This window comes from Nocardioides marmoriginsengisoli, from assembly GCF_003725695.1.
GTDB lineage: Bacteria > Actinomycetota > Actinomycetes > Propionibacteriales > Nocardioidaceae > Marmoricola > Marmoricola marmoriginsengisoli.
In genome coordinates this window covers 501,510-522,184 of the sequence record NZ_RJSE01000007.1, presented here as the reverse complement: position 1 = coordinate 522,184, position 20,675 = coordinate 501,510, and the positions used below count along the sequence as shown (strand labels likewise).

20 protein-coding genes are annotated in these 20,675 nt (G+C 69.6%); 3 read left to right on the top strand and 17 right to left on the bottom strand.

Annotated features, from left to right (window positions below; translation table 11 throughout):
* Positions 1–51: 51 nt before the first annotated feature.
* The 3 genes from rarD to EFK50_RS11065 all read left to right on the top strand — a co-directional run bounded on the left by rarD (position 52) and on the right by EFK50_RS11065 (position 2,937).
* Positions 52–966 (top strand): EamA family transporter RarD, encoded by a 915-nt coding sequence (gene rarD / locus EFK50_RS11075; protein WP_123227610.1) that lies wholly within the window; start codon positions 52–54, stop codon positions 964–966.
* A 58-nt stretch (positions 967–1,024) separates the two neighbouring features.
* On the top strand, positions 1,025–1,771 hold the full coding sequence (locus EFK50_RS11070) for a sigma-70 family RNA polymerase sigma factor (RefSeq protein WP_123227609.1): 747 nt from the start codon (positions 1,025–1,027) through the stop codon (positions 1,769–1,771).
* A 266-nt stretch (positions 1,772–2,037) separates the two neighbouring features.
* Positions 2,038–2,937: a helix-turn-helix domain-containing protein gene (locus tag EFK50_RS11065; protein ID WP_123227608.1), complete on the top strand. Its 900-nt coding sequence runs from the start codon at positions 2,038–2,040 to the stop codon at positions 2,935–2,937.
* Here EFK50_RS11065 and EFK50_RS11060 read toward each other — a convergent pair.
* From EFK50_RS11060 to EFK50_RS10980, 17 genes are all read right to left on the bottom strand, one after another.
* Complete coding sequence (locus EFK50_RS11060; RefSeq protein ID WP_123227607.1) at positions 2,886–3,302, bottom strand: DUF2752 domain-containing protein; 417 nt, start codon at positions 3,300–3,302, stop codon at positions 2,886–2,888. The genes EFK50_RS11065 and EFK50_RS11060 overlap by 52 nt on opposite strands.
* 5 nt (positions 3,303–3,307) lie before the next feature.
* The gene (locus EFK50_RS11055; RefSeq protein ID WP_123228632.1) at positions 3,308–4,237 is read right to left on the bottom strand and encodes a polyprenyl synthetase family protein; all 930 of its coding nucleotides are present in this window, start codon (positions 4,235–4,237) and stop codon (positions 3,308–3,310) included.
* A gap of 59 nt (positions 4,238–4,296) precedes the next feature.
* Complete coding sequence (gene nuoN / locus EFK50_RS11050) at positions 4,297–5,886, bottom strand: NADH-quinone oxidoreductase subunit NuoN (protein ID WP_123227606.1); 1,590 nt, start codon at positions 5,884–5,886, stop codon at positions 4,297–4,299.
* Entirely contained in the window at positions 5,883–7,433 is a 1,551-nt protein-coding gene (locus tag EFK50_RS11045) for an NADH-quinone oxidoreductase subunit M (RefSeq protein WP_123227605.1), read from the bottom strand. The genes nuoN and EFK50_RS11045 overlap by 4 nt, the downstream gene beginning before the upstream one ends.
* Positions 7,434–7,479: 46 nt before the next feature.
* Positions 7,480–9,417 carry an NADH-quinone oxidoreductase subunit L gene (gene nuoL, locus EFK50_RS11040; protein WP_123227604.1) on the bottom strand — a complete coding sequence of 646 codons (1,938 nt, stop codon included), beginning with the start codon at positions 9,415–9,417 and terminating at the stop codon, positions 7,480–7,482.
* Positions 9,418–9,427: 10 nt separating this feature from the next.
* Entirely contained in the window at positions 9,428–9,727 is a 300-nt protein-coding gene (nuoK, locus tag EFK50_RS11035; protein ID WP_123227603.1) for an NADH-quinone oxidoreductase subunit NuoK, read from the bottom strand.
* Entirely contained in the window at positions 9,727–10,491 is a 765-nt protein-coding gene (locus tag EFK50_RS11030; RefSeq protein WP_123227602.1) for an NADH-quinone oxidoreductase subunit J, read from the bottom strand. Before EFK50_RS11030 ends, nuoK begins: the two co-directional genes overlap by 1 nt.
* Positions 10,491–11,033, bottom strand: a complete 543-nt coding sequence (gene nuoI, locus EFK50_RS11025) for an NADH-quinone oxidoreductase subunit NuoI (RefSeq protein ID WP_123227601.1) — start codon at positions 11,031–11,033, stop codon at positions 10,491–10,493. The genes EFK50_RS11030 and nuoI overlap by 1 nt, the downstream gene beginning before the upstream one ends.
* A complete protein-coding gene (gene nuoH, locus EFK50_RS11020) occupies positions 11,033–12,316 on the bottom strand; it encodes an NADH-quinone oxidoreductase subunit NuoH (protein WP_425454387.1) in 1,284 nt (427 codons plus the stop codon). The genes nuoI and nuoH overlap by 1 nt, the downstream gene beginning before the upstream one ends.
* Positions 12,317–12,345: 29 nt before the next feature.
* A complete protein-coding gene (locus EFK50_RS11015; protein ID WP_123227600.1) occupies positions 12,346–14,778 on the bottom strand; it encodes an NADH-quinone oxidoreductase subunit G in 2,433 nt (810 codons plus the stop codon).
* Positions 14,775–16,085 carry an NADH-quinone oxidoreductase subunit NuoF gene (gene nuoF / locus EFK50_RS11010; RefSeq protein WP_123227599.1) on the bottom strand — a complete coding sequence of 437 codons (1,311 nt, stop codon included), beginning with the start codon at positions 16,083–16,085 and terminating at the stop codon, positions 14,775–14,777. The genes EFK50_RS11015 and nuoF overlap by 4 nt, the downstream gene beginning before the upstream one ends.
* Positions 16,078–16,743 (bottom strand): NADH-quinone oxidoreductase subunit NuoE, encoded by a 666-nt coding sequence (gene nuoE / locus EFK50_RS11005; RefSeq protein WP_123227598.1) that lies wholly within the window; start codon positions 16,741–16,743, stop codon positions 16,078–16,080. The genes nuoF and nuoE overlap by 8 nt, the downstream gene beginning before the upstream one ends.
* Complete coding sequence (locus tag EFK50_RS11000) at positions 16,740–18,086, bottom strand: NADH-quinone oxidoreductase subunit D (RefSeq protein WP_123227597.1); 1,347 nt, start codon at positions 18,084–18,086, stop codon at positions 16,740–16,742. Before EFK50_RS11000 ends, nuoE begins: the two co-directional genes overlap by 4 nt.
* Positions 18,086–18,802 (bottom strand): NADH-quinone oxidoreductase subunit C, encoded by a 717-nt coding sequence (locus tag EFK50_RS10995; RefSeq protein WP_123227596.1) that lies wholly within the window; start codon positions 18,800–18,802, stop codon positions 18,086–18,088. The genes EFK50_RS11000 and EFK50_RS10995 overlap by 1 nt, the downstream gene beginning before the upstream one ends.
* Complete coding sequence (locus tag EFK50_RS10990) at positions 18,799–19,353, bottom strand: NuoB/complex I 20 kDa subunit family protein (RefSeq protein ID WP_123227595.1); 555 nt, start codon at positions 19,351–19,353, stop codon at positions 18,799–18,801. Before EFK50_RS10990 ends, EFK50_RS10995 begins: the two co-directional genes overlap by 4 nt.
* 10 nt (positions 19,354–19,363) lie before the next feature.
* Positions 19,364–19,723, bottom strand: coding sequence for an NADH-quinone oxidoreductase subunit A (locus EFK50_RS10985; RefSeq protein ID WP_123227594.1), 360 nt, complete (start codon positions 19,721–19,723; stop codon positions 19,364–19,366).
* A 173-nt stretch (positions 19,724–19,896) separates the two neighbouring features.
* Complete coding sequence (locus EFK50_RS10980; RefSeq protein ID WP_123227593.1) at positions 19,897–20,589, bottom strand: demethylmenaquinone methyltransferase; 693 nt, start codon at positions 20,587–20,589, stop codon at positions 19,897–19,899.
* Positions 20,590–20,675 lie beyond the last annotated feature (86 nt).

Here is a 20,675-nt window from a genome sequence, read left to right as displayed (position 1 = left end):
CGGCCCGAATATCGGTCGAGGTAGCGGCACCCGGTCCCCTAGAGTCCGGGTGTGACAGAGCAACGCCGCGGACTCCTCGCCGGGTTCGCGGCGTACCTCCTCTGGGGGCTGTTCCCGCTGTACTGGCCGCTGCTCAAGCCGGCCGGCGCCCTGGAGATCCTGAGCCACCGGATCGCCTGGGCCGTGCTCACGATGACCCTGGTGGTGCTCCTCACCCGGCGCGGCGGTCGGCTGGTCGCCATCGCCCGCGACCGGCGCGCGCGGAGCCTGCTCGGACTGGCCGCGGTCGTGGTCGCGATGAACTGGGGCGCCTACATCTGGGGCGTCAACCATCACCGGGTGGTCGAGACGTCCCTGGGCTACTTCATGAACCCGCTGGTCACCGTGCTGCTCGGGGTGGTCTTCCTCGGCGAGCGGCTCCGCCGGCTCCAGTGGGTGGCGGTGGCGATCGCGACGGTCGCGGTCGTCGGGCTCACCTTCGAGTACGGCCGGGTGCCCTGGGTGGCGCTGATCCTGGCGGTCTCGTTCGGGATCTACGGCCTGGCGAAGAAGCAGGCCGACGTCCCGGCGGTCGAGAGCCTGACCTTCGAGACCCTGGTGCTGGCTCCGCTGGCGATCGGCTACCTGGTCTGGCTCGGCAGCACCGGGGACAGCCACTTCTTCGGGTACGGCGTCGGGCACGGCACCCTGCTGGTGCTGACCGGCGTGGTGACCGCGGTGCCGCTGCTCTTCTTCGGCGCCGCCGCGATCCGGGTGCCGCTGACCACGCTGGGCCTGCTCCAGTACCTCGCCCCGGTGATCCAGTTCCTGCTCGGCGTCGTGGTCCTCGACGAGGCCATGTCGAGGATGCGGTGGCTCGGTTTCGGGCTGGTCTGGATCGCGCTGGTGCTCTTCACCGTCGACTCGCTGCGGCACCGCCGAAGACGGCTCCGCAACGAGCTGGAGCCGGAACCGATCCAGCTGTGACCCGGATCACCTCCTAGGGCCGTACCAGGCGGCCCGCCGCAGTGTCATTCCCCATGCCATGACACATGCGAAGGACCCCGGTACCGCCACCGACCTGGAACTGATCGCGCTCGTGCGCGCAGGCGATCCTGCGGCCTACGAGGAGCTCTTCGTTCGCCATCGCGAGGTCGCCCTGAGGTACGCCCGGCGTCTCGTCGAGCCGGGGCGGGCGGACGACCTCTGCGCGGAGGCGTTCACCAAGGTCCTCGACCTGCTCCGGCGGGGCCTCGGCCCGGACACGTCGTTCCGGGCCTACCTGCTCACGACCGTCCGGTCGACCCACCTCAACGCGGTCCGTGCCGGACGTCGCGAGGACCTGGTGGCCGACCACGAGCCGACCGGACGGCTGGGCCCGGTCGTCGACGATCCCGACAGCCGGTTCGACCGCGAGGCCGTCCTCCGTGCCTTCGCCCAGCTGCCGGAGCGCTGGCAGGCGGCGCTCTGGCTGACCACCGTCGAGGGGCGGTCGAACCGGGAGGCGGGCGAGCACCTGGGCCTCGGCGTCAACGCGGTCGCCTCGCTGACCTTCCGGGCGCGCGCCGGACTCCGGCAGGCCTACCTGGCCGAGCACCTCCTGACCGCGGCCGACCCTCGCTGCCGCCAGGTGCGCGAGCTGCTCCCCCACCACCTCCGCGACGCCCTGGGCGCGCGGCGGCGACGCCTCGTCGACGTCCACCTCACCGGGTGCCTGCCCTGCACCGACGCCGCTGTCGAGCTCAGCTACGTCGACCGGTCGCTCAGGGCGACGCCGGCACCGCAGGACTGATCGATGCGTGCGCGAGGGCGGGTGCCTGAGGGGGGTCTCCGACATGGTGCGCCGGACCACCAGTCGCGGCACGCCGTGGGGTGCTTCCGCGACTGTCTGGACGTGGCCGGCATCGGACCTTGGTCACCCTCAGGCACCCACTCCATGATGACCCCGCGACGGCCTCCAGGTCGAGAGCGGCTGCGCAGACTGCCGGTTCCGGCGCGGATTGTCGGTCCAGGTCCCCGGCAGCGTGATCTGCGGCCCGTTCGGCGGTCCTACTCACCGTGACCACCGAACGACTCTTCCGCGGCCGGATGCACCCCGGTACGACGCCGCTGCCCGCCTTGCCGACCGAATCCGGGACCGGCATCACCTTCGGCCTGGCCAGCCGGCCGATCGTGCTCGCTTCGCTGGCTGGCTCCTACCCGGTCCGGGCCAGCACCCCCTGGGCGATCCCCAGCGACGGGACCTGGCGGCTGGTGGCGGCCGAGACCACCGACCTGCACCTGGTCCACAGCGCCGGCCTGCCGGTCCGGGTACCCGCCCTCGGCACCAGGCTGATCCGGTTCGACGGCCCCGACCGCAAGGTGATGCGGGCGGCGATCAAGTCGATGACGCCGTCCTGGATTGACGACGACGGCCAGCAGGTCGCCGACCTGGCGCCGTACGGCCCGGAGGCGCAGCACCGTGCCCGGCTCCGGCCGGTGCACGCCGCCTCGGACCACGACACCGTCGCCGCGTTCGTGATGATGGCGTCCTGGGCCCTGGAGCGGAACCGGTCGATCGCCGACCAGCGCCTGGAGCGGGTGCTCGCCCACATCGACCAGCACCTGGCCGACCCGGGCCTGACCACCGCCAGCATCGCCACCCGGACCCGGCTGTCCCGGCGCACGCTGCAAGGACTGTTCTCGACGCACGGCGGGCTGGCGGCGCACATCCGCCGGCGCCGGGTCGTCGCGGCCGTCGGCCACCTGGTCGCGGATCCGGGCGCCTTCCCCGACCTCGACGAGGTCGCGCACGCGACCGGGCTGGGATCGCGGCGCACCCTCGAGCGGGCGATGCGGCACGTCTACGGACTGACCCCGGGCCAGGCGCGGGAGCACGTGCTCTCCGGCGAGGTCCTCCGCGAGCGTCAGGCCGGCGAGAGGAACGTCCAGCCGGGCAGGTTGCGCAGCACGGCGTAGCCGAGGAGCACCGCCAGAACGCTCCACCCCAGCCACCGCGGGAACGAGCCGATCCGCCGGCCGGTGAACGCGCGCTGGGCCCACAGCGCCCAGCCCAGCAGCACGAACGGCAGGCCGAGCACCACCAGCGGGTTCCGGTCGAGCGCCGCGCCGAGGTCCAGGTGGGTCAGGTCGTGCACGGCGCGCAGGCCGCCGCAGAACGGGCAGTAGAGCCCGGTCGCCCAGAGCAACGGGCAGCCGGGGTAGTGCCCCGGACGGTGCGGGTCCACGAGTGCCACCGCAGTGGTGGCCGCGACGCCGATCGCCGCGCTCACGACGACCTGGCTCACCGTCGCTGCCGGCGCCCGATCGTTCGCGGGGGTCATCGAGCTCAGCTCGACCGGTCGGCCACCACGTCGGCGAACGCCTCCAGCGCAGTCCGGACCGGACCGTCCGGCAACGCCTGCAGCAGACTCTTGGCGGCCGCTGCCTCGGCGGCCACGTAGGCACGCGCCTCGGCCATGGCCGGGTGGGCGCGCAGCAGTCCGAGCGCCTCGGCGTGCAGGGCGTCGTCGGTCAGCGGCTGGGCGAGCAGCTCGCGCAGCCGGGCGCCGGACTCGTCGGTCGTGCGGAGAGCGAAGAGCGAGGGCAGCGTCGGCACGCCCTCGCGGAGGTCGGTGCCGGGGGTCTTGCCGGACTCGTCGCTCTCCGAGGCCACGTCGAGGATGTCGTCGGAGAGCTGGAAGGCCACTCCGACGCGCTCGCCGTACTCGGTCAGCGCAGTCACCACGTCGTCGCCGGCACCGCCGAACATCGCGCCGTACCGGGCCGAGGTCGCGATCAGCGAGCCGGTCTTGCCGGCGACCACGCGCAGGTAGTGCGCCAGGGCGTCGTCCTCGGGCCCGGGGCCGAGCGTCTCCAGGATCTGGCCCTCGACCAGGCGGGAGAACGTCTGCGCCTGGATCAGCACGGCCTCCGGGCCCAGCGCCGCGGTCAGCTCGGAGGAGCGGGCGAAGAGGAAGTCACCGGTGAGGATCGCGACGTGGTTGTCCCAGCGGGCGTTCGCGGACTCGGCCCCGCGGCGCAGTGCCGCCTCGTCCATCACGTCGTCGTGGTACAGCGACGCGAGGTGGGTCAGCTCGACGACGCAGCTCGCGGTCAGGACGTCCGCGTTGGCGCCCTGGCCGGTCTCCGCGGCGAGGAAGCAGAGCAGCGGCCGGAACCGCTTGCCGCCGGCCTCCATCAGGTGCCGGGCCGCCTTGGTGACGAACGGCGCCTCGCTCTCCACGTGGCCGAGCATCGCCTCCTCGACCTCGAGCATCCGCGCACGCAGACGCTCCTCGAGGTCGGCGTCGAGGATCGGCAGGGCCAGGGAGGAGGTCACCTGATGAATTGTGCAGTACGGCCGAGGAGATCGAGCAACGGACCCGGTACGACGCCCAGCACCAGGGTGCCGAGGGTGCCCACCGCGATCACCGAGCTGGTCAGCAGGCTGGGCACCGTGACGGTCGGCCCGTCGCCCACCGGGTCGGTGAAGAACATGACCACGATCAGCCGGACGTAGAAGTACGCAGCGACCGCGGACATCAGCACCGCGACGATGACGACCGGCCAGGCTCCCGCCGACAGGGCCGCCGCGAACACGGCCCACTTGCCGGTGAAACCGCTGGTCAGCGGGATGCCGGCCATGCCGAGCAGCAGGAAGGCGAACGAGCCGGCCAGCAGCGGCGACTCCTTGCCGAGCCCGGCCCAGCGGGACATCTGGGTGGCCTCGCCGGAACCGTCCCGGACGACGCTGACGATCGCGAACGCCGCCATCGTGGTCAGGCCGTAGGTGGTCACGTAGAACAGCACTGCCTGGACCGGGTTGATGTCGCCGACGTTGATCTCGCTCAGCGAACGGGCGCCGAGGAAGCCGACGAGCAGGAAGCCGGCGTGGGCGATCGAGGAGTAGGCGAGCAGGCGCTTCACGTCGGTCTGGCTGAGTGCGAGCACCGAGCCGACCACCATCGTCAGGATCGCAATGGCCCAGAAGGTCGGCTGCCAGTCCCAGCGGGCGCCGCCGAAGGCGACGTAGAAGAGCCGGAGCAGCGCGCCGAACGCAGCCACCTTGGTGGCGGCCGCCATGAAGGCGGTGACCGGGGTCGGAGCGCCCTGGTAGACGTCCGGCGTCCAGGCGTGGAACGGCGCCGCGCCGACCTTGAAGAGCAGGCCGACCGCGAGCATGCCCATGCCGCCGAGCAGCAGCGCCTCGCTGCCGCTGCCGCTGCTGACCGCGAACGCGATCTTGTCGAACGACATCGAGCCGGAGTACCCGTAGACCAGGGCGATGCCGTAGACGAAGAACCCGGAGCTGAAAGCGCCGAGCATGAAGTACTTCAGCGCCGCCTCCTGGCTGAGCAGCCGGCGACGACGCGCCAGTCCGCAGAGCAGGTACAGCGGCAGCGAGAGCACCTCGAGCGCCACGAACAGGGTGAGCAGGTCGTTGGCCGCCGGGAAGGCCAGCATGCCGGCCACGGCGAACATCAGCAGCGGGAAGACCTCGGTGTGCTCGAGACCCTTCGCGGAGGCCTGACGCTCGCCCTCGGTGCCCGGCAGCGCAGCCGCCTGGCCGGCGAAGGCGGTGATCCCGCCCTCCAGGCGGCGCTCGGCGAAGAGCAGCACGCCGAGAAGCGCGAGCACCAGGATCACGATCCAGCTGTAGAGCGTCGGACCGTCGAGCGCCAGCGCGTCCTCGGCCACCAGGTAGCCGAGCTTCGGCTTGTCGGAGGTCGGGTTGATCCGGCCGAGGACGATGAAGGCGGCAACCAGCGCGGCCACGACGCCGACGACCGCGAGGCCGACCTGGACGACGTACCGGCGGGCACGGGGGACGGCCGCCTCGACCAGGACCCCGAGCACTGCGACGGCCACGATGATCAGGATCGGCGAGAGCAGGTCGTACTCGATGTGCGGAGCGGTGAACTTCACTCGTGGGCCCCTTCCTGGAGCGAGGAAGGATCGACATCAGGAGCCGGGTCGTGCTTCTGCACCCGCTCCATCGTGTGGTCGACCGCCGGGTTGATCACCGAGAGCAACGGCTTCGGGAAGAAGCCGAGGATCACGATCAGCAGCAGGACCGGCGCGAGCGCCGCGATCTCCCGGGTGCCGAGGTCCTTCATGTCCTTGACCTCGTCGCGGGTCGGCCCGGTCATCGTCCGCTGGTAGAGGAACAGGATGTAGATCGCCGCCAGCACGATGCCGGTGACCGCGAAGGCTCCGGCGACGTGACTGTAGGAGAACGTCCCGACGATCACCAGGAACTCCGAGATGAACGGCGACAGGCCGGGCAGCGAGAGCGAGGACAGTCCGGCCACCAGGAAGATGCCGGCCAGGACCGGAGCGACCTTCTCGACGCCGCCGTAGTCGCTGACCAGCGCCGAGCCCCGGCGCGAGATCAGGAAGCCGGTGACCAGGAAGAGCGCCGCCGTGGAGAGCCCGTGGTTGAACATGTACAGGTTCGCGCCGCTCAGCCCCTGGCTGTTCATCACGAAGATGCCGAGCACGATGAAGCCGAAGTGCGAGACCGACGTGTACGCGATCAGGCGCGGGATGTTGTCCGAGCCGATCGCCATGAAGGCGCCGTAGATGATGCTGATCACCGCGAAGACCACGATGGCCGGCGTCGCCCACCGCGAGGCCTCCGGGAAGAGCTCCAGGCAGAAGCGCAGCATCCCGAAGGTGCCGATCTTGTCGAGCACGCTGACCAGCAGCACCGAGGTGCCGGGTGTCGCGTTCTCGGTGGTGTCCGGGAGCCAGGTGTGCACCGGGAACATCGGCGCCTTGATCGCGAACGCCACGAAGAAGCCGAGGAAGAGCCAGCGGCCGACGTCGGTGCCGAAGTCGAGCTTCGCGAGCTCGGTGACCAGGTACGTCGCGCCGCCGTCGCTCTTGGCGGACTCGACGTAGAGGCCGATCACACTCGCGAGCATGATCAGGCCGCCGGCCAGCGAGTAGAGCAGGAACTTGACCGCGGCCCGGGCCCGGTTGGCGCCGCCGTACCCGCCGATCAGGAAGTAGACCGGGATCAGGGTGGCCTCGAAGAACACGTAGAACAGGAAGACGTCGGTGGCGGCGAAGACACCGATCGCGAGACCTTCCAGCGCGAGCATCCAGGCGAAGAACGCCTTGGCCGACCAGCGCCCGTTGTCGCCGTCGTTCCAGGACGCCAGGATCACCACCGGCGCCAGGATCGCGGTCAGGATCACCAGGGTCAGGCCGACGCCGTCCACGCCCAGGGCGTAGTGGGCGCCGAAGGACTTGATCCACTCGGCCTGCTCGGTGAACTGGAACTGCGCGCTCGAGTCCGAGTCGTAGCGGATCGCCATCACGATGCCGACCACCAGAGTGACCAGCGAGGTGCCGAGCGCCAGCTGCTTGGGCAGGGCGGACCCGACCCGAGCCGGGAGCGCCACCAGCACGAGCGCTCCCACGATCGGGAGGAACAGCATCACGGACAGCCACGGGAAGTCGTTCATCGGGCCACCTCCCGGGTCGTCTCGTTCGAGTTCATTTCAGCGGTCCTCATCCGAAGTTCACCGCCAGCAGAGCGAAGATCACGAGCGCGGCACCGGCCAGCAGCGCCAGCGCGTAGGAGCGCACGAAGCCGTTCTGCAGCAGCCGGAAGCGAGCCGACATGCTGGCGAACGCGGTCGCGGTCCCCTCGGCCGCACCGTCGACGACCACCCGGTCGAAGACCGTCAGCCCCCGGATGCCGGCCGCACCGGGCTTGATGATCACCTCGTCGTTGAAGGCGTCGCCGTACAGGTCGGCACGGGCGGCCCGGGTGAAGATCGAGACCTTCTCCGGCGCCTCGCGCGGGACCTCGCGCTGTCCGACGAGCTGCCAGGCCACCGCCACCCCGGCAGCGACGACGAGCAGGATGATCAGGCTCATCACGATCGGCGCCATCCCGAACGGCAGCTCGTGGTGCTCGGCGTGACCGGTGACCGGCTCGAGCCAGTCGCCGATCCAGCCGCCGAGGGTGAGCAGACCGCCGAGGGCGGAGAGCGCGGCGAGGGCGATCAGCGGGTACGTCATCACCTTCGGGGACTCGTGCGGGTGCACGTCCTTCTCCCACCGCTTGGTGCCGACGAACGTCATCAGCATCAGGCGCGTCATGTAGAAGGCGGTCACGCCCGCACCGATCAGGGCGCAGAGGCCGACCAGGGTGTTGTCCGCGAACGCGGTCTCGATGATCTTGTCCTTCGACCAGAACCCGGCGAACGGCGGGATGCCGAGGATCGCCAGGTAGCCGGTCGCGAAGGTGGCGAAGGTGATCGGCATCGCCTTCTGCAGAGCACCGTAGTGGCGCATGTTCACGTCGTCGTTCATGCCGTGCATCACCGAGCCGGCACCCAGGAACATGTTCGCCTTGAAGAAGCCGTGGGTGAGCAGGTGGAAGATCGCGAACGCGTACCCGGCCGGGCCGAGGCCGGCGGCGAGGACCATGTAGCCGATCTGGCTCATCGTGGAACCGGCCAGCGCCTTCTTGATGTCGTCCTTCGCGCAGCCGATGATCGCACCCATCAGCAGCGTGATCGTTCCGATGACGATCACCGCGGTGCGGGCGTCCTCGGTCAGGCTGAAGATGAAGTTGGACCGGACGATCAGGTAGACGCCGGCGGTCACCATGGTGGCCGCGTGGATCAGGGCGGAGACCGGGGTCGGGCCCTCCATCGCGTCGAGCAGCCAGGTCTGCAGCGGGAACTGCGCCGACTTGCCGCAGGCGGCCAGCAGGAGCAGCAGGCCGATGCCGGTCAGGGCGCCGTCGCTCGCGTGCGACGAGGCGGCCGAGACCACGGCGAACGAGGTCGACCCGAAGGTGATGAAGATCAGCGCGGTGCCGAGCGAGAGCCCGATGTCGCCGACGCGGTTGATCACGAACGCCTTCTTGGCGGCCGCGGCCGCGGACGGCTTCTGCTGCCAGAAGCCGATCAGCAGGTACGACGCCAGGCCGACGCCCTCCCAGCCCAGGAACACGCCCACGTAGTCGGCGGCGAGCACCAGGACCAGCATCGAGGCGACGAAGAGGTTCAGGTAGCCGAAGAAGCGGCGACGGCGCTCGTCGTGCTCCATGTAGCCGATCGAGTAGACGTGGATCAGCGAGCCGACGCCGGTGATCAGCAGCAGGAACACCGCCGAGAGCTGGTCGTAGAGCAGGTCGAAGTTCACCGAGTAGGAGCCGGCGGTGAACCAGTTCCACAGGTGCTGGGTGACCTGCCGGTCGTCGGCGTCCTTGCCGAGCAGCGTGAAGAACAGGATCAGGCTGATCACGAACGAGCCGACCGCCATCGCGGTGCCGAGCAGGTGCCCCCACTTGTCGGTACGCCGGCCGCCGAGCAGCAGGATCGCCGCACCGAGGGCGGGCAGCGCGATCACCAGCCAGAGCAGCGAGAAGGCGCCGTCGGTCGGCACGCTGCCGACGACGGGCACGTCGTGGAGAGCTTCCAGATTCACCATGGTCGTCTCCTCAGTACTTCAGCAGGCTCGCGTCGTCGACCGAGGCCGAGCGACGGGTGCGGAAGATGGTCATGATGATCGCTAGTCCGACGACCACCTCGGCGGCGGCGACGACCATCACGAAGAACGCGGCGATCTGGCCCTCCAGGTTGCCGTTCGCGCGCGAGAACGTGATCAGCGCGAGATTGCTGGCGTTGAGCATCAGCTCCACGCACATGAAGACCACGATCGCGTTGCGCCGGGTGAGGACGCCGATGCCGCCGATCGTGAACAGGATCGCGGACAGGACGATGAAGGGTGTGGTGTCCATCAGTTCCCCTCCCCCCTCGGAGTGTCGGGCGTGTCGAGCTCATCGACCTCGGCCGCGATCTCCGGCACCGACTTGACGGTGCCGCGGGCCGCGAGGACCCGGGAGATCGAGGCTTCGGCGGCGGTACCGTCCGGCAGCAGCGCCGGGGTGTCGACCGAGTTGTGCCGGGCGAAGACGCCCGGTGGGGGCAGCGGACCCAGATGGGTGCCCTTCTCGGCGTAGTCCTTCATCCGCTGGGCGGCGAGGGCGGCCTGGGTGACCTTGGGGGTCAGCCGCTCGCGGTGCGCCAGCACCATCGCGCCGAGCGCCGCGGTGATCAGCAGCGCCGAGGTGACCTCGAAGGCGAAGACGTACTTGGTGAACAGGATCTCGGCGATCGCCGGGACGTTGCCCTGCGAGTTCGCGTCGTCGAGGCCGATCACGGTCCCGAACGAGACCTGCGCGACGCCGAGGACCAGGGTGAGGCCGAAGGCCAGGCCGACCAGGATCGAGAAGACCCGGTGTCCGCGGATCGTCTCCACCACGGAGTCCGAGGCGTCGACGCCGACCAGCATCACCACGAAGAGGAAGAGCATCAGGATCGCGCCGGTGTAGACGATGATCTGGATCGCGAACAGGAACGGGGCGTCCTGGACCAGGTACAGGACGGCCAGCGAGATCATCACGACGGCGAGCAGCAGCGCGGCGTGCACGGCCTTGCGGGCGAACAGCATGCCCAGGGCCGAGGCCACCATCAGCGGAGCGAGGATCCAGAAGGCCACCATCAGCCCTCGCCTCCCTCGGTCGGCCGCGGGTGCAGGTTGCCCCGGTAGTAGTCGCCCTCGTCCTCACCCAGCAGCATCGGGTGCGGCGGCAGCTCCATGCCGGGCAGCAGCGGCGCGAGCAGGTCGGACTTCTCGTAGATCAGGCTCTCCCGCGAGGTGTCCGCGAGCTCGTACTCGTTCGTCATCGTCAGCGCCCGGGTCGGGCAGGCCTCGATGCAGAGTCCGCAGAGGATGCAGCGCAGGTAGTTGATCTGGTAGACGCGTCCGTAGCGCTCACCGGGGCTGAACCGCTCGTCGTCGGTGTTGCTGTCGCCCTCGACATAGATGGCGTCCGCCGGGCAGGCCCAGGCGCACAGCTCGCAGCCGACGCACTTCTCCAGCCCGTCCGGCCAGCGGTTGAGCTGGTGCCGGCCGTGGAAGCGCGGAGCCGTGGGCAGCTTCTCGAACGGGTACTGCTCGGTGACGACCTTGCGGAACATCGTCCGGAAGGTGACTCCGAACCCGGCTACCGGGTCCCAGAACTGTTCCTTGAGCGTAGCCATCAGCTCGCCCCTCCATCGGCGTCGGTTGAGCTTGTCGTCGAAACCTTGCGGGTCGGCACCTCGACACCGGGCATCGGCGGGACCGGGTAGCCCCCGGCGAAGGCGTCGAACACCGCCGCCTCCTCCGCCTCGGCGGCGTCGCTGGCCTTCTTCTCGTCGAAGAAGAACAGCACGATCGAGAGGGCCGCCAGGACGCCGATCGCGGCGAACAGGTACGACCGGTCGAAGCCGCCGTTCAGGTTGATCGTGCGGATCGAGGCGACCGCGATGATCCAGACCAGCGAGATCGGGATCAGGCGCTTCCAGCCGAAGTGCATGAACTGGTCGTACCGCAGCCGGGGCAGCGAGCCGCGCAGCCAGATGAAGAAGAAGATGAACGCCAGCACCTTGCCCATGAACCAGAGCACCGGCCAGTAGCCGGAGTTGGCGCCGGCCCAGAACTCGTCGATCCAGAACGGTGCGTGCCAGCCGCCGAGGAACAGCGTCGTCGCCAGCGCCGACACGGTCGCCATGTTGATGTACTCGGCGAGGAAGAAGAGCGCGAACTTCAGCGAGCTGTACTCGGTGTGGAAGCCGCCGACGAGCTCGCCCTCGGCCTCCGGCAGGTCGAACGGCGCCCGGTTGGTCTCACCGATCATCGAGATCACGTAGATCACGAACGAGGGCGCCAGGATCAGGCCGTACCAGAGCTTGTCCTGCGCGGCGACGATCTCGGAGGTCGACATCGAGCCGGCGTACAGGAACACCGCGACCAGGGCGAGGCCCATCGAGACCTCGTAGGAGATCATCTGGGCGCTGGAGCGCAGACCGCCGAGGAGCGAGTACGTCGACCCGGACGACCAGCCGCCGAGCACGATGCCGTAGATGCCGATCGAGGCGATCGCCATCACGAAGAGGACGGCCACCGGCATGTCGGTGAGCTGCAGCGGCGTGCGCTCGCCGAACATGTTCACGGTCGGGCCGAACGGGATCACCGAGAAGGTCAGGAACGCCGGGATCACCGCCAGCACCGGGGCGAGCAGGAAGACCACCTTGTCGGCGGCCTTCGGGATCAGGTCCTCCTTGAGCGCCAGCTTGACGCCGTCCGCGAGGCTCTGCAGCAGCCCGAAGGGACCGTTCACGTTCGGGCCGATCCGGTGCTGCATCCGGGCCACGACCCGGCGCTCCCACCAGATGTTGAACAGGGTGAGCAGGACCAGGATCAGGAAGATCAGGACCGCCTTGACGATCACCAGCCAGACGGGGTCCTTCCCGAAGTCGGAGAGACCCTTGGCCGTGTCCAGGCTGGTGAGCAGCCCGGTCAGCTGAGCAGTCACTTGCTGCCTCCCTCGGTGGTGCCGGAGATGGTGACGGTGCTGCCGGCCGGACCGACCAGGTGCCGGACCGAGGCGCCCGGAGCACTCGCCGGCGCCCAGACCGATCCGTCAGCCACCTCACCGACGGCGACCGGCAGGGCGATGCTGCCGAGCGGGCCGGCCAGCGTGACGGTGTCGCCCTCGCTGACGCCGAGCCCGGCGAGGGTGGCCTGGTTGACCAGCACCACCGGCGGACGCGCGGTCGCACGCAGGTGCTCGTCGCCGTCCTGCATCCGGCCATCGTCGACGGACTGCTTCCAGGAGGACAGGACCAGGTCACCGGACGTCGAGCCGCGCGGGATCTCGACAGGCGCGATCTCCGGGCGCGGACCTTCCCAGGCGCCGACCTGGCTCATCTCGGCGGCGACCTGCTCGACCGTGCGGAACCCGAGCGAACGACCGCGCTCCTCGGCGATCCCGGCCAGGACCCGGACGTCGGGCAGCGAGCTCGGGTTGTCCAGGACCTTCGGGAACGAGCGGACCCGGCCCTCCCAGTTCACGAACGACCCGGCCTTGTCGGACGACGGTGCGACCGGGAAAACCACGTCGGCGAGCTCGGTGAAGGCGGAGGCGCGCACCTCGAGCGAGACCACGAACGCCTTCTTCAGCGCCTTGCGGAGCTTCTTGGTGACCGGCACGTCGGCCGGGTCGACACCGCCGACGACGAGCGCACGCAGGTCGCCGTCGAGGAGGGCGTCGAGGATGCCGGCTCCGTCCAGGCCCTCGTTGTCGGGCAGCTTCTGCACACCCCAGGCGGCAGCCAGGTCGACCCGGGCCGCGGGATCGGCGGCCGGACGGCCACCGGGAAGCAGGTTCGGCAGGCAGCCGGCCTCGACCGCGCCCCGGTCACCCGCACGACGCGGGACCCAGGCCAGCCGGGCGCCGGTGGTGGCGGCCAGACGCACTGCCGCGGAGAGCGCACCCGGCACGGTGGCCAGACGCTCACCGACCAGGATCACGCCGCCGGCGTCCAGGGCGACCTCGCCGTTCTCGGCGACCGCGGCGATCGCGGCCGCCTCGGTGCCCGGCACGGTCGGGAGCAGGGTGCCGCCCATCTTGCGCAGGCCGCGGGTGCCGACGGCGGAGACCGAGAACACCCGGGTGCCGCGGGCCTGGTTGGCCTTGCGGAGGCGCAGGAAGATCGCGCCGGCCTCGTCCTCGGGGTCGAGGCCCGCCAGGACGACGGTCCGCGCCGACTCCAGGTCGGCGTAGGTGATACCGCCGCCGTCGGGGCCGGTCAGCGCGACCGCAGCCGCCAGGAACTCGGCCTCCTCGGCGGAGTGCTCACGAGCACGGAAGTCGATGTTGTTGGTCCGGACGGTCACCCGGGCGAACTTGCTCCAGGCGTAGGCGTCCTCGACGGTCAGCCGGCCGCCGGGGAGCAGGCCGACCTTCTTCTTGGCGGCCTCGAGACCACGGGCAGCCACCACGAACGCTTCCGGCCACGAGGCGGCCCGGAGCTCGCCGGTGTCCGCGTCGCGCACCATCGGGTGGGTCAGCCGGTCGTCCTGGCGCGCGGAGGCGAAGGCGAACCGGTCCTTGTCGGTGATCCACTCCTCGTTGACCTCGGCGTCGTCACCGGCCAGCCGGCGCATGACCTTGCCGCGCCGGTGGTCAACCCGGATCGCCGAACCGCAGGCGTCCAGGTCGGCGACCGACGGGGTGGAGACCAGGTCGAACGGCCGCGAGCGGAACCGGTACGCCGCCGAGGTGAGCGCGCCCACCGGGCAGATCTGGATGGTGTTGCCGGAGAAGTAGGAGAGGAACTCGACGCCCTCAGCGATGCCGATCTGCTGCTGCGCGCCGCGCTCGACGAGCTCGATGAACGGGTCGCCGGCGATCTCGGCCGCGAACCGGGTGCAGCGCTGGCAGACGATGCAGCGCTCCCGGTCGAGGAGGACCTGCGGGGAGAGGTTGATCGGCTTGGGGAACACCCGCTTGGTGCCGCCGCTCGCCGCGAACCGGGACTCGCCCTGGCCGTTGCTCATCGCCTGGTTCTGCAGCGGGCACTCGCCGCCCTTGTCGCAGACCGGGCAGTCCAGCGGGTGGTTGATGAGGAGGAACTCCATCACGCCGTGCTGGGCCTTCTCGGCCACCGGGCTCGTGGCCTGGGTGTTGACCACCATGCCCTCGGCGACCGGCAGCGTGCAGGAGGCCTGCGGCTTCGGGAAACCGCGTCCGTTGCCGGCGTCCGGGACGTCGACCAGGCACTGCCGGCAGGCGCCGACCGGCGCGAGCAGCGGGTGGTCGCAGAACCGCGGGATCTGGACGCCGACCTGCTCGGCGGCCCGGATCACCAGGGTGTCCTTGGGCACGCTGACCTGGACGCCGTCGATGGTGAGGGAGACCTCGTCGGTCTTGGTCACGGCCTTCTCGGGAGCCTGCGTCATGCCGACGCTCCTTCCGTCGCGAAAGCCGTCGACGCCATCGGGTCGAGCGGACAGCCGCCGTGCTCGAGGTGAGCGAGGTACTCCTCGCGGAAGTACTGGATGGACGAGGTGATCGGGCTGGTCGCTCCGTCGCCGAGCGCGCAGAACGAGCGGCCGAGGATGTTCTCGCACTGGTCGACCAGGAGGTCCAGGTCCTCGGCGCTGCCCTGGCCGTTCTCCAGCCGGGCGAGCGTCTGGGTGAGCCACCAGGTGCCCTCACGGCACGGGGTGCACTTGCCGCAGGACTCGTGCTTGTAGAACTCGGTCCAGCGCAGCACCGCACGGACCACGCAGGTGGTCTCGTCGAAGATCTGCAGGGCCCGGGTGCCGAGCATCGAGCCGGCCTCACCGACGCCCTCGAAGTCGAGCGGGACGTCGAGGTGCTCGGCCGTCAGCAGCGGGGTGCTGGAGCCGCCCGGGGTCCAGAACTTGAGCTCGTGACCGGACCGGATGCCGCCGGCGAGCTCGATCAGCTGGCGCAGCGTGATACCGAGCGGAGCCTCGTACTGACCCGGGTTGGCGACGTGGCCGGAGAGCGAGAAGATGCCGAAGCCCTTGGACTTCTCGGTGCCCATCGAGCCGAACCAGTCGGCGCCGTTAGCGATGATGCTCGGCACCGAGGCGATCGACTCGACGTTGTTGATCACCGTCGGGCTGGCGTACAGGCCGGCAACGGCGGGGAACGGCGGGCGCAGCCGCGGTTGGCCGCGACGACCTTCGAGGCCCTCGAGGAGGGCGGTCTCCTCGCCGCAGATGTAGGCACCGGCGCCGGCGTGGACGACGACGTCCAGGTCGTAGCCCGACCCGTGGATGTTCTTGCCCAGGTGGCCGGCGAGGTACGCCTCGGCGACGGCGGCCTGGACCCGGCGGATCACGTGCAGGACCTCGCCGCGGATGTAGATGAACGCCTTGTTGGCGCGGATCGCGTACGAGCTGATCGCGACGCCCTCGACGAGCGTGTGCGGGCTCGCCATCATCAGCGGGATGTCCTTGCAGGTGCCCGGCTCGGACTCGTCCGCGTTGACCACGAGGTACTTGGGCTTCGGGTTGTCCTGCGGGATGAAGCTCCACTTCATGCCCGTCGGGAAGCCCGCGCCGCCACGACCGCGGAGACCGGAGTCCTTGACCGCGGTGATGATGTCGTCCTGGGCCATCCCGAGCGCCTTCTTCAGGGCGCCGTACCCGCCGCGCGACTCGTACGTCGCGAGCTTCCAGCTCTGCGCGGCGTCCCAGTCGTCGGTGAGGACCGGGGTGAGCGTGTCAGTCATTCGCCTTCTCCTCGGACGTCGAGCCGGCCGGGGCCGTCCAGCCCTGCTCGCGGGCGATCTTCAGTCCGACCAGCGAGGCAGGACCCGCGGACGGGCCCTCGTCGGCGAGGCCGTCGGGGAAACCGGCCAGGACCCGCTCCGCCTCGCGCCAGGTGCAGATCTTCGGTCCGCGGGTGGAGCGGACCTCCTTGCCCTCGCGGAGGTCGTCGACCAGCTGCGTCGCCGAGGCGGGCGTCTGGTTGTCCATGAACTCCCAGTTGACCATCATCACCGGCGCGTAGTCGCAGGCCGCGTTGCACTCGATGTGCTCGAGGGTGATCTTGCCGTCCTCGGTGGTCTCGTCGTTGCCGACGTCGAGGTGGTCCTTGAGGCGGGAGAAGATCGCGTCGCCGCCCATCACCGCGCAGAGCGTGTTGGTACAGACGCCGACGTGGTAGTCGCCGACCGGGCGGCGCTTGTACATCGTGTAGAACGTCGCCACGCCGCTGACCTCGGCCGCGGAGATCTCCAGGATCTCGGCACAGGCCTCGATGCCCTCGGGGGTGATCTGGCCGGCCGCGCTCTGCACCAGGTGCAGCATCGGCAGCAGGCCCGACCGCTTCTCCGGGTACCGGTCCGCGATCTCGCGCAGCTCGGCGTACGTCTTCTCGTCGATCACCGGTCAACGCCTCCCATGACGGGGTCGATACTCGCGATCGCGACGATGACGTCGGCCACCATGCCGCCTTCGCTCATCACGCTGGTCGCCTGCAGGTTCGTGAAGGACGGGTCGCGGAAGTGCACCCGGAACGGCTTGGTGCCGCCGTCGGAGACCACGTGCGCGCCGAGCTCGCCGCGCGGCGACTCGACCGGCACGTAGGCCTGGCCGGCCGGGACCCGGAAGCCCTCGGTGACGAGCTTGAAGTGGTGGATCAGGCCTTCCATCGACTCGCCCATGATGTGCTTGATGTGGTCGAGGCTGTTGCCCATGCCGTCGCTGCCGATCGCGAGCTGGCTGGGCCAGGCGATCTTCTTGTCGCCGACCATCACCGGGGCGCCTTCGAGGCCCGCGAGCCGCTCGACGGCCTGCTCGACGATCTTCAGCGACTCCCACATCTCGTTGAGCCGGATCCGGAACCGGCCGTACGCGTCGGCGGTGTCCCAGGTCTGGACCTCGAAGTCGTAGTCCTCGTAGCCGGAGTACGGCTCCGACTTGCGCAGGTCCCAGGGGTAGCCGGTCGCGCGCAGCGGCGGGCCGGTCAGCCCGAGCGCCAGGCAGCCGGCGAGGTCGAGGTGGCCGACGTCGACGAGCCGCGCCTTGAAGATCGGGTTCGCGTTGCAGAGGTCGGCGTACTCGGGGAGCCGCTTCTTCATCAGCGCCACGAAGTCGCGGATCTCGTCCAGCGCGCCGGCCGGCATGTCCTGGGCGACGCCGCCCGGGCGGATGAACGCGTGGTTCATCCGCAGACCGGTGATCAGCTCGAAGAGGTCGAGGACCAGCTCGCGCTCGCGGAAGCCGATCGTCATCACGGTGAGCGCTCCGATCTCCATGCCGCCGGTGGCGATGCAGACCAGGTGGCTGGAGATCCGGTTGAGCTCCATCAGGAGGACCCGCATGACCTGGGCCTTCTCCGGGATGTCGTCCTCGATGTCCAGGAGCCGCTCGACGCCGAGCACGTAACTGGCCTCGTTGAAGAACGGCGAGAGGTAGTCCATCCGGGTGCAGAACGTGACGCCCTGCGTCCAGGAGCGGAACTCCATGTTCTTCTCGATGCCGGTGTGCAGGTAGCCGATGCCGCACCGGGCCTCGGTGACGGTCTCGCCCTCGAGCTCGAGGATCAGGCGGAGCACGCCGTGCGTCGACGGGTGCTGCGGGCCCATGTTGACGACGATCTTGTCGTCGTGGTCCTCGGCGATGCCCGTGACGATGGAGTCCCAGTCCTGGCCGGTGACGGTGTAGACCTTGCCCTGCGTGGTCTCCGCCTCGGTGGCGGCGTACGGGTCTGCGGTGGTCTCGGACATCAGTTGTAGCTCCTCCGCTGGTCCGGCGGCGGCACGGTCCCGCCCTTGTACTCAACAGGAATCCCGCCGAGCGGGTAGTCCTTGCGCTGCGGGTGGCCCGGCCAGTCGTCGGGCATCTGGATGCGCGTGAGCGCCGGGTGCCCGTCGAAGACGATCCCGAAGAAGTCGAACGCCTCGCGCTCGTGCCAGTCGGCCGTCGGGTACGTCGCGCAGACGCTCGGGATGTGCGGGTCGGCGTCGGGGGCGGTGACCTCGAGCCGGATCCGGCGGTTGTGGGTCATCGAGAGCAGGTGGTAGATCGCGTGCAGCTCGCGGCCGGCGTCGTCGGGGTAGTGCACCCCGCTGACGCCGGAGCAGAGCTCGAAGCGGAGCTGCTCGTCGTCACGGAGGAGCTTGACGACCGGGAGCAGGTCCTCGCGGCGGATGAAGAAGGTGATCTCGCCGCGGTGGACGACGACCTTCTCGACGCAGGACTCGATCCCGGCTTCCCGGGCAGCGGTGGCGAGCGCGTTGGCGACGTCGTCCATCCAGCCGCCGAACGGCGGGGTGCTGGCACCGGGGAGCTCCACGTTGCGGACCAGACCGCCGAACCCGGAGGTGTCGCCGGTGCCGCTGACGCCGAACATGCCCTCGTGCCGGGAGATGACCTCGCCCGGCTCCGCGGGAGCGTCGTTGGCCGCGACGACGTCCGTCGAGGGGTCCTGACTCTCGGTCATCGCAGCAGGCCCTTCATCTGGCTGGTCGGCAGCGCGGTCAGCGCGGTCGCCTCGTTCGCCTCGATCTCGGCGAGGCGGTTGACGCCGAGCTTGGTGTTCTGGACCTGGTCGTGCAGCTTGAGGATCGCGTCGATCAGCATCTCCGGCCGCGGCGGGCAGCCCGGCAGGTACATGTCGACCGGGACGATGTGGTCGACGCCCTGGACGATCGCGTAGTTGTTGAACATGCCGCCGGAGCTGGCGCAGACGCCCATCGCGAGCACCCACTTGGGCTCGGGCATCTGGTCGTAGATCTGGCGCAGCACCGGAGCCATCTTCTGGCTGACCCGGCCGGCCACGATCATCAGGTCGGCCTGCCGGGGGCTGGCCCGGAAGACCTCCATGCCGAACCGGGCGAGGTCGTACTTCGGACCGCCGGTGGTCATCATCTCGATCGCGCAGCAGGCGAGACCGAAGGTGGCCGGCCAGAACGACGCCTTGCGCATGTAGCCGGCGACGCCCTCGACGGTCGTCAGCAGGACGCCGGAGGGAAGCTTCTCTTCCAGACCCATTCGTTGACTCTCAATCCCAATCGAGGCCGCCGCGGCGCCATACGTACGTATAGGCCACGAAGACCGGAACGATGAAGAGGATCATCTCGATCAGTGCGAAGGTGCCCATCGCGTCGAACGCGACAGCGATCGGGTAGAGGAAGACGATCTCGATGTCGAAGACGATGAAGAGCATCGCGGTGATGTAGTAGCGGACCGGGAGCCGACCGCCGCCGATCGGCTGCGGCGTGGGCTCGATGCCGCACTCGTAGGAGTCGAGCTTGGCCCGGTTGTAGCGCTTCGGGCCGACGCCCGCACTCATGAGCACCGAGAAGGCGGCGAATCCGCCTGCCAGGACCAGGAGCGCCAGAACGGGGGTGTAGAGCTCCATTCCTCACCTTCCTGCTGCGTCCGCGAGGGCCCTTGTTTGTGCCCTTGTGAACAACTTCACGATCTGTGACCTACGCAGCATAGAGGCGTGGATCACGGAGCGCGACCTCGGGGGGCGAGGAGATCAAAACCCGCTCTGACCTGCGTATTTAACGCACGAGAGCGTTGCTTAAATCAGGGCTTGGTGCCGTGGTGCAGAGCGACGATCCCGCCGGAGAGATTCCGCCACTTGACCGCTGCCCAGCCGGCGCCCTGGAGCCGCGCGGCGAGCCCGGGCTGGTCCGGCCAGGCGCGGATCGACTCGGCCAGGTAGACGTAGGCGTCCGGCGACGAGGAGACCGCGCGGGCGACCGCGGGGAGCGCCTTCATCAGGTACTCGATGTAGACGGTGCGGAAGGGCGACCAGGTCGGCGAGGAGAACTCGCAGACGACGATCCGGCCGCCCGGCCTGGTGACGCGGCGCAGCTCGCGCAGACCCGCGTCGGGGTCGACGATGTTGCGCAGGCCGAAGGAGATCGTGACCGCATCGAAGGTGTCGTCGGCGAACGGGAGCCTGGTGCCGTCGCCGGCGACGAACGGCAGGTGCGGCTTGGCCTTCTTGCCGACCCGGAGCATCCCGACCGAGAAGTCGCACGGGACCACGGTCGCGCCGCGGTCCAGGAAGGGCTGGCTGGAGGTGCCGGTGCCGGCCGCGAGGTCGAGGACGACCTCGCCGGGGCGCGGGTCGACCGCGTCCAGGACGATCTTGCGCCAGCGCCGGTCCTGGCCCAGCGACAGCACGTCGTTGGTGATGTCGTACCGAGCGGCGACGTCGTCGAACATCGCCTTCACTTCGGCGGGCTTCTTCTCCAGGTCTGCGCGAGTCACGACGAGAGGGTATGCCAGGCAACCTTTTGCCTCCTCGGTGCGTCTTGTCTGACATGAAGCTCTTGAGGCGGCACCATGTGACAGTG

Excerpts from the sequence above, each read along its gene's own strand:
- EFK50_RS11070 (WP_123227609.1), top strand. The coding sequence starts at position 1,025 with ATGACACATGCGAAGGACCCCGGTACCGCCACCGACCTGGAACTGATC.
- EFK50_RS11060 (WP_123227607.1), bottom strand. The coding sequence starts at position 3,302 with ATGACCCCCGCGAACGATCGGGCGCCGGCAGCGACGGTGAGCCAGGTC.
- EFK50_RS11055 (WP_123228632.1), bottom strand. The coding sequence starts at position 4,237 with ATGCTCGAGGTCGAGGAGGCGATGCTCGGCCACGTGGAGAGCGAGGCG.
- EFK50_RS11045 (WP_123227605.1), bottom strand. The coding sequence starts at position 7,433 with ATGAACGACTTCCCGTGGCTGTCCGTGATGCTGTTCCTCCCGATCGTG.
- nuoL (WP_123227604.1), bottom strand. The coding sequence starts at position 9,417 with ATGGTGAATCTGGAAGCTCTCCACGACGTGCCCGTCGTCGGCAGCGTG.
- nuoK (WP_123227603.1), bottom strand. The coding sequence starts at position 9,727 with ATGGACACCACACCCTTCATCGTCCTGTCCGCGATCCTGTTCACGATC.
- EFK50_RS11030 (WP_123227602.1), bottom strand. The coding sequence starts at position 10,491 with ATGGTGGCCTTCTGGATCCTCGCTCCGCTGATGGTGGCCTCGGCCCTG.
- nuoI (WP_123227601.1), bottom strand. The coding sequence starts at position 11,033 with ATGGCTACGCTCAAGGAACAGTTCTGGGACCCGGTAGCCGGGTTCGGA.
- EFK50_RS11015 (WP_123227600.1), bottom strand. The coding sequence starts at position 14,778 with ATGACGCAGGCTCCCGAGAAGGCCGTGACCAAGACCGACGAGGTCTCC.
- nuoF (WP_123227599.1), bottom strand. The coding sequence starts at position 16,085 with ATGACTGACACGCTCACCCCGGTCCTCACCGACGACTGGGACGCCGCG.
- EFK50_RS11000 (WP_123227597.1), bottom strand. The coding sequence starts at position 18,086 with ATGTCCGAGACCACCGCAGACCCGTACGCCGCCACCGAGGCGGAGACC.
- EFK50_RS10995 (WP_123227596.1), bottom strand. The coding sequence starts at position 18,802 with ATGACCGAGAGTCAGGACCCCTCGACGGACGTCGTCGCGGCCAACGAC.
- EFK50_RS10990 (WP_123227595.1), bottom strand. The coding sequence starts at position 19,353 with ATGGGTCTGGAAGAGAAGCTTCCCTCCGGCGTCCTGCTGACGACCGTC.
- EFK50_RS10985 (WP_123227594.1), bottom strand. The coding sequence starts at position 19,723 with ATGGAGCTCTACACCCCCGTTCTGGCGCTCCTGGTCCTGGCAGGCGGA.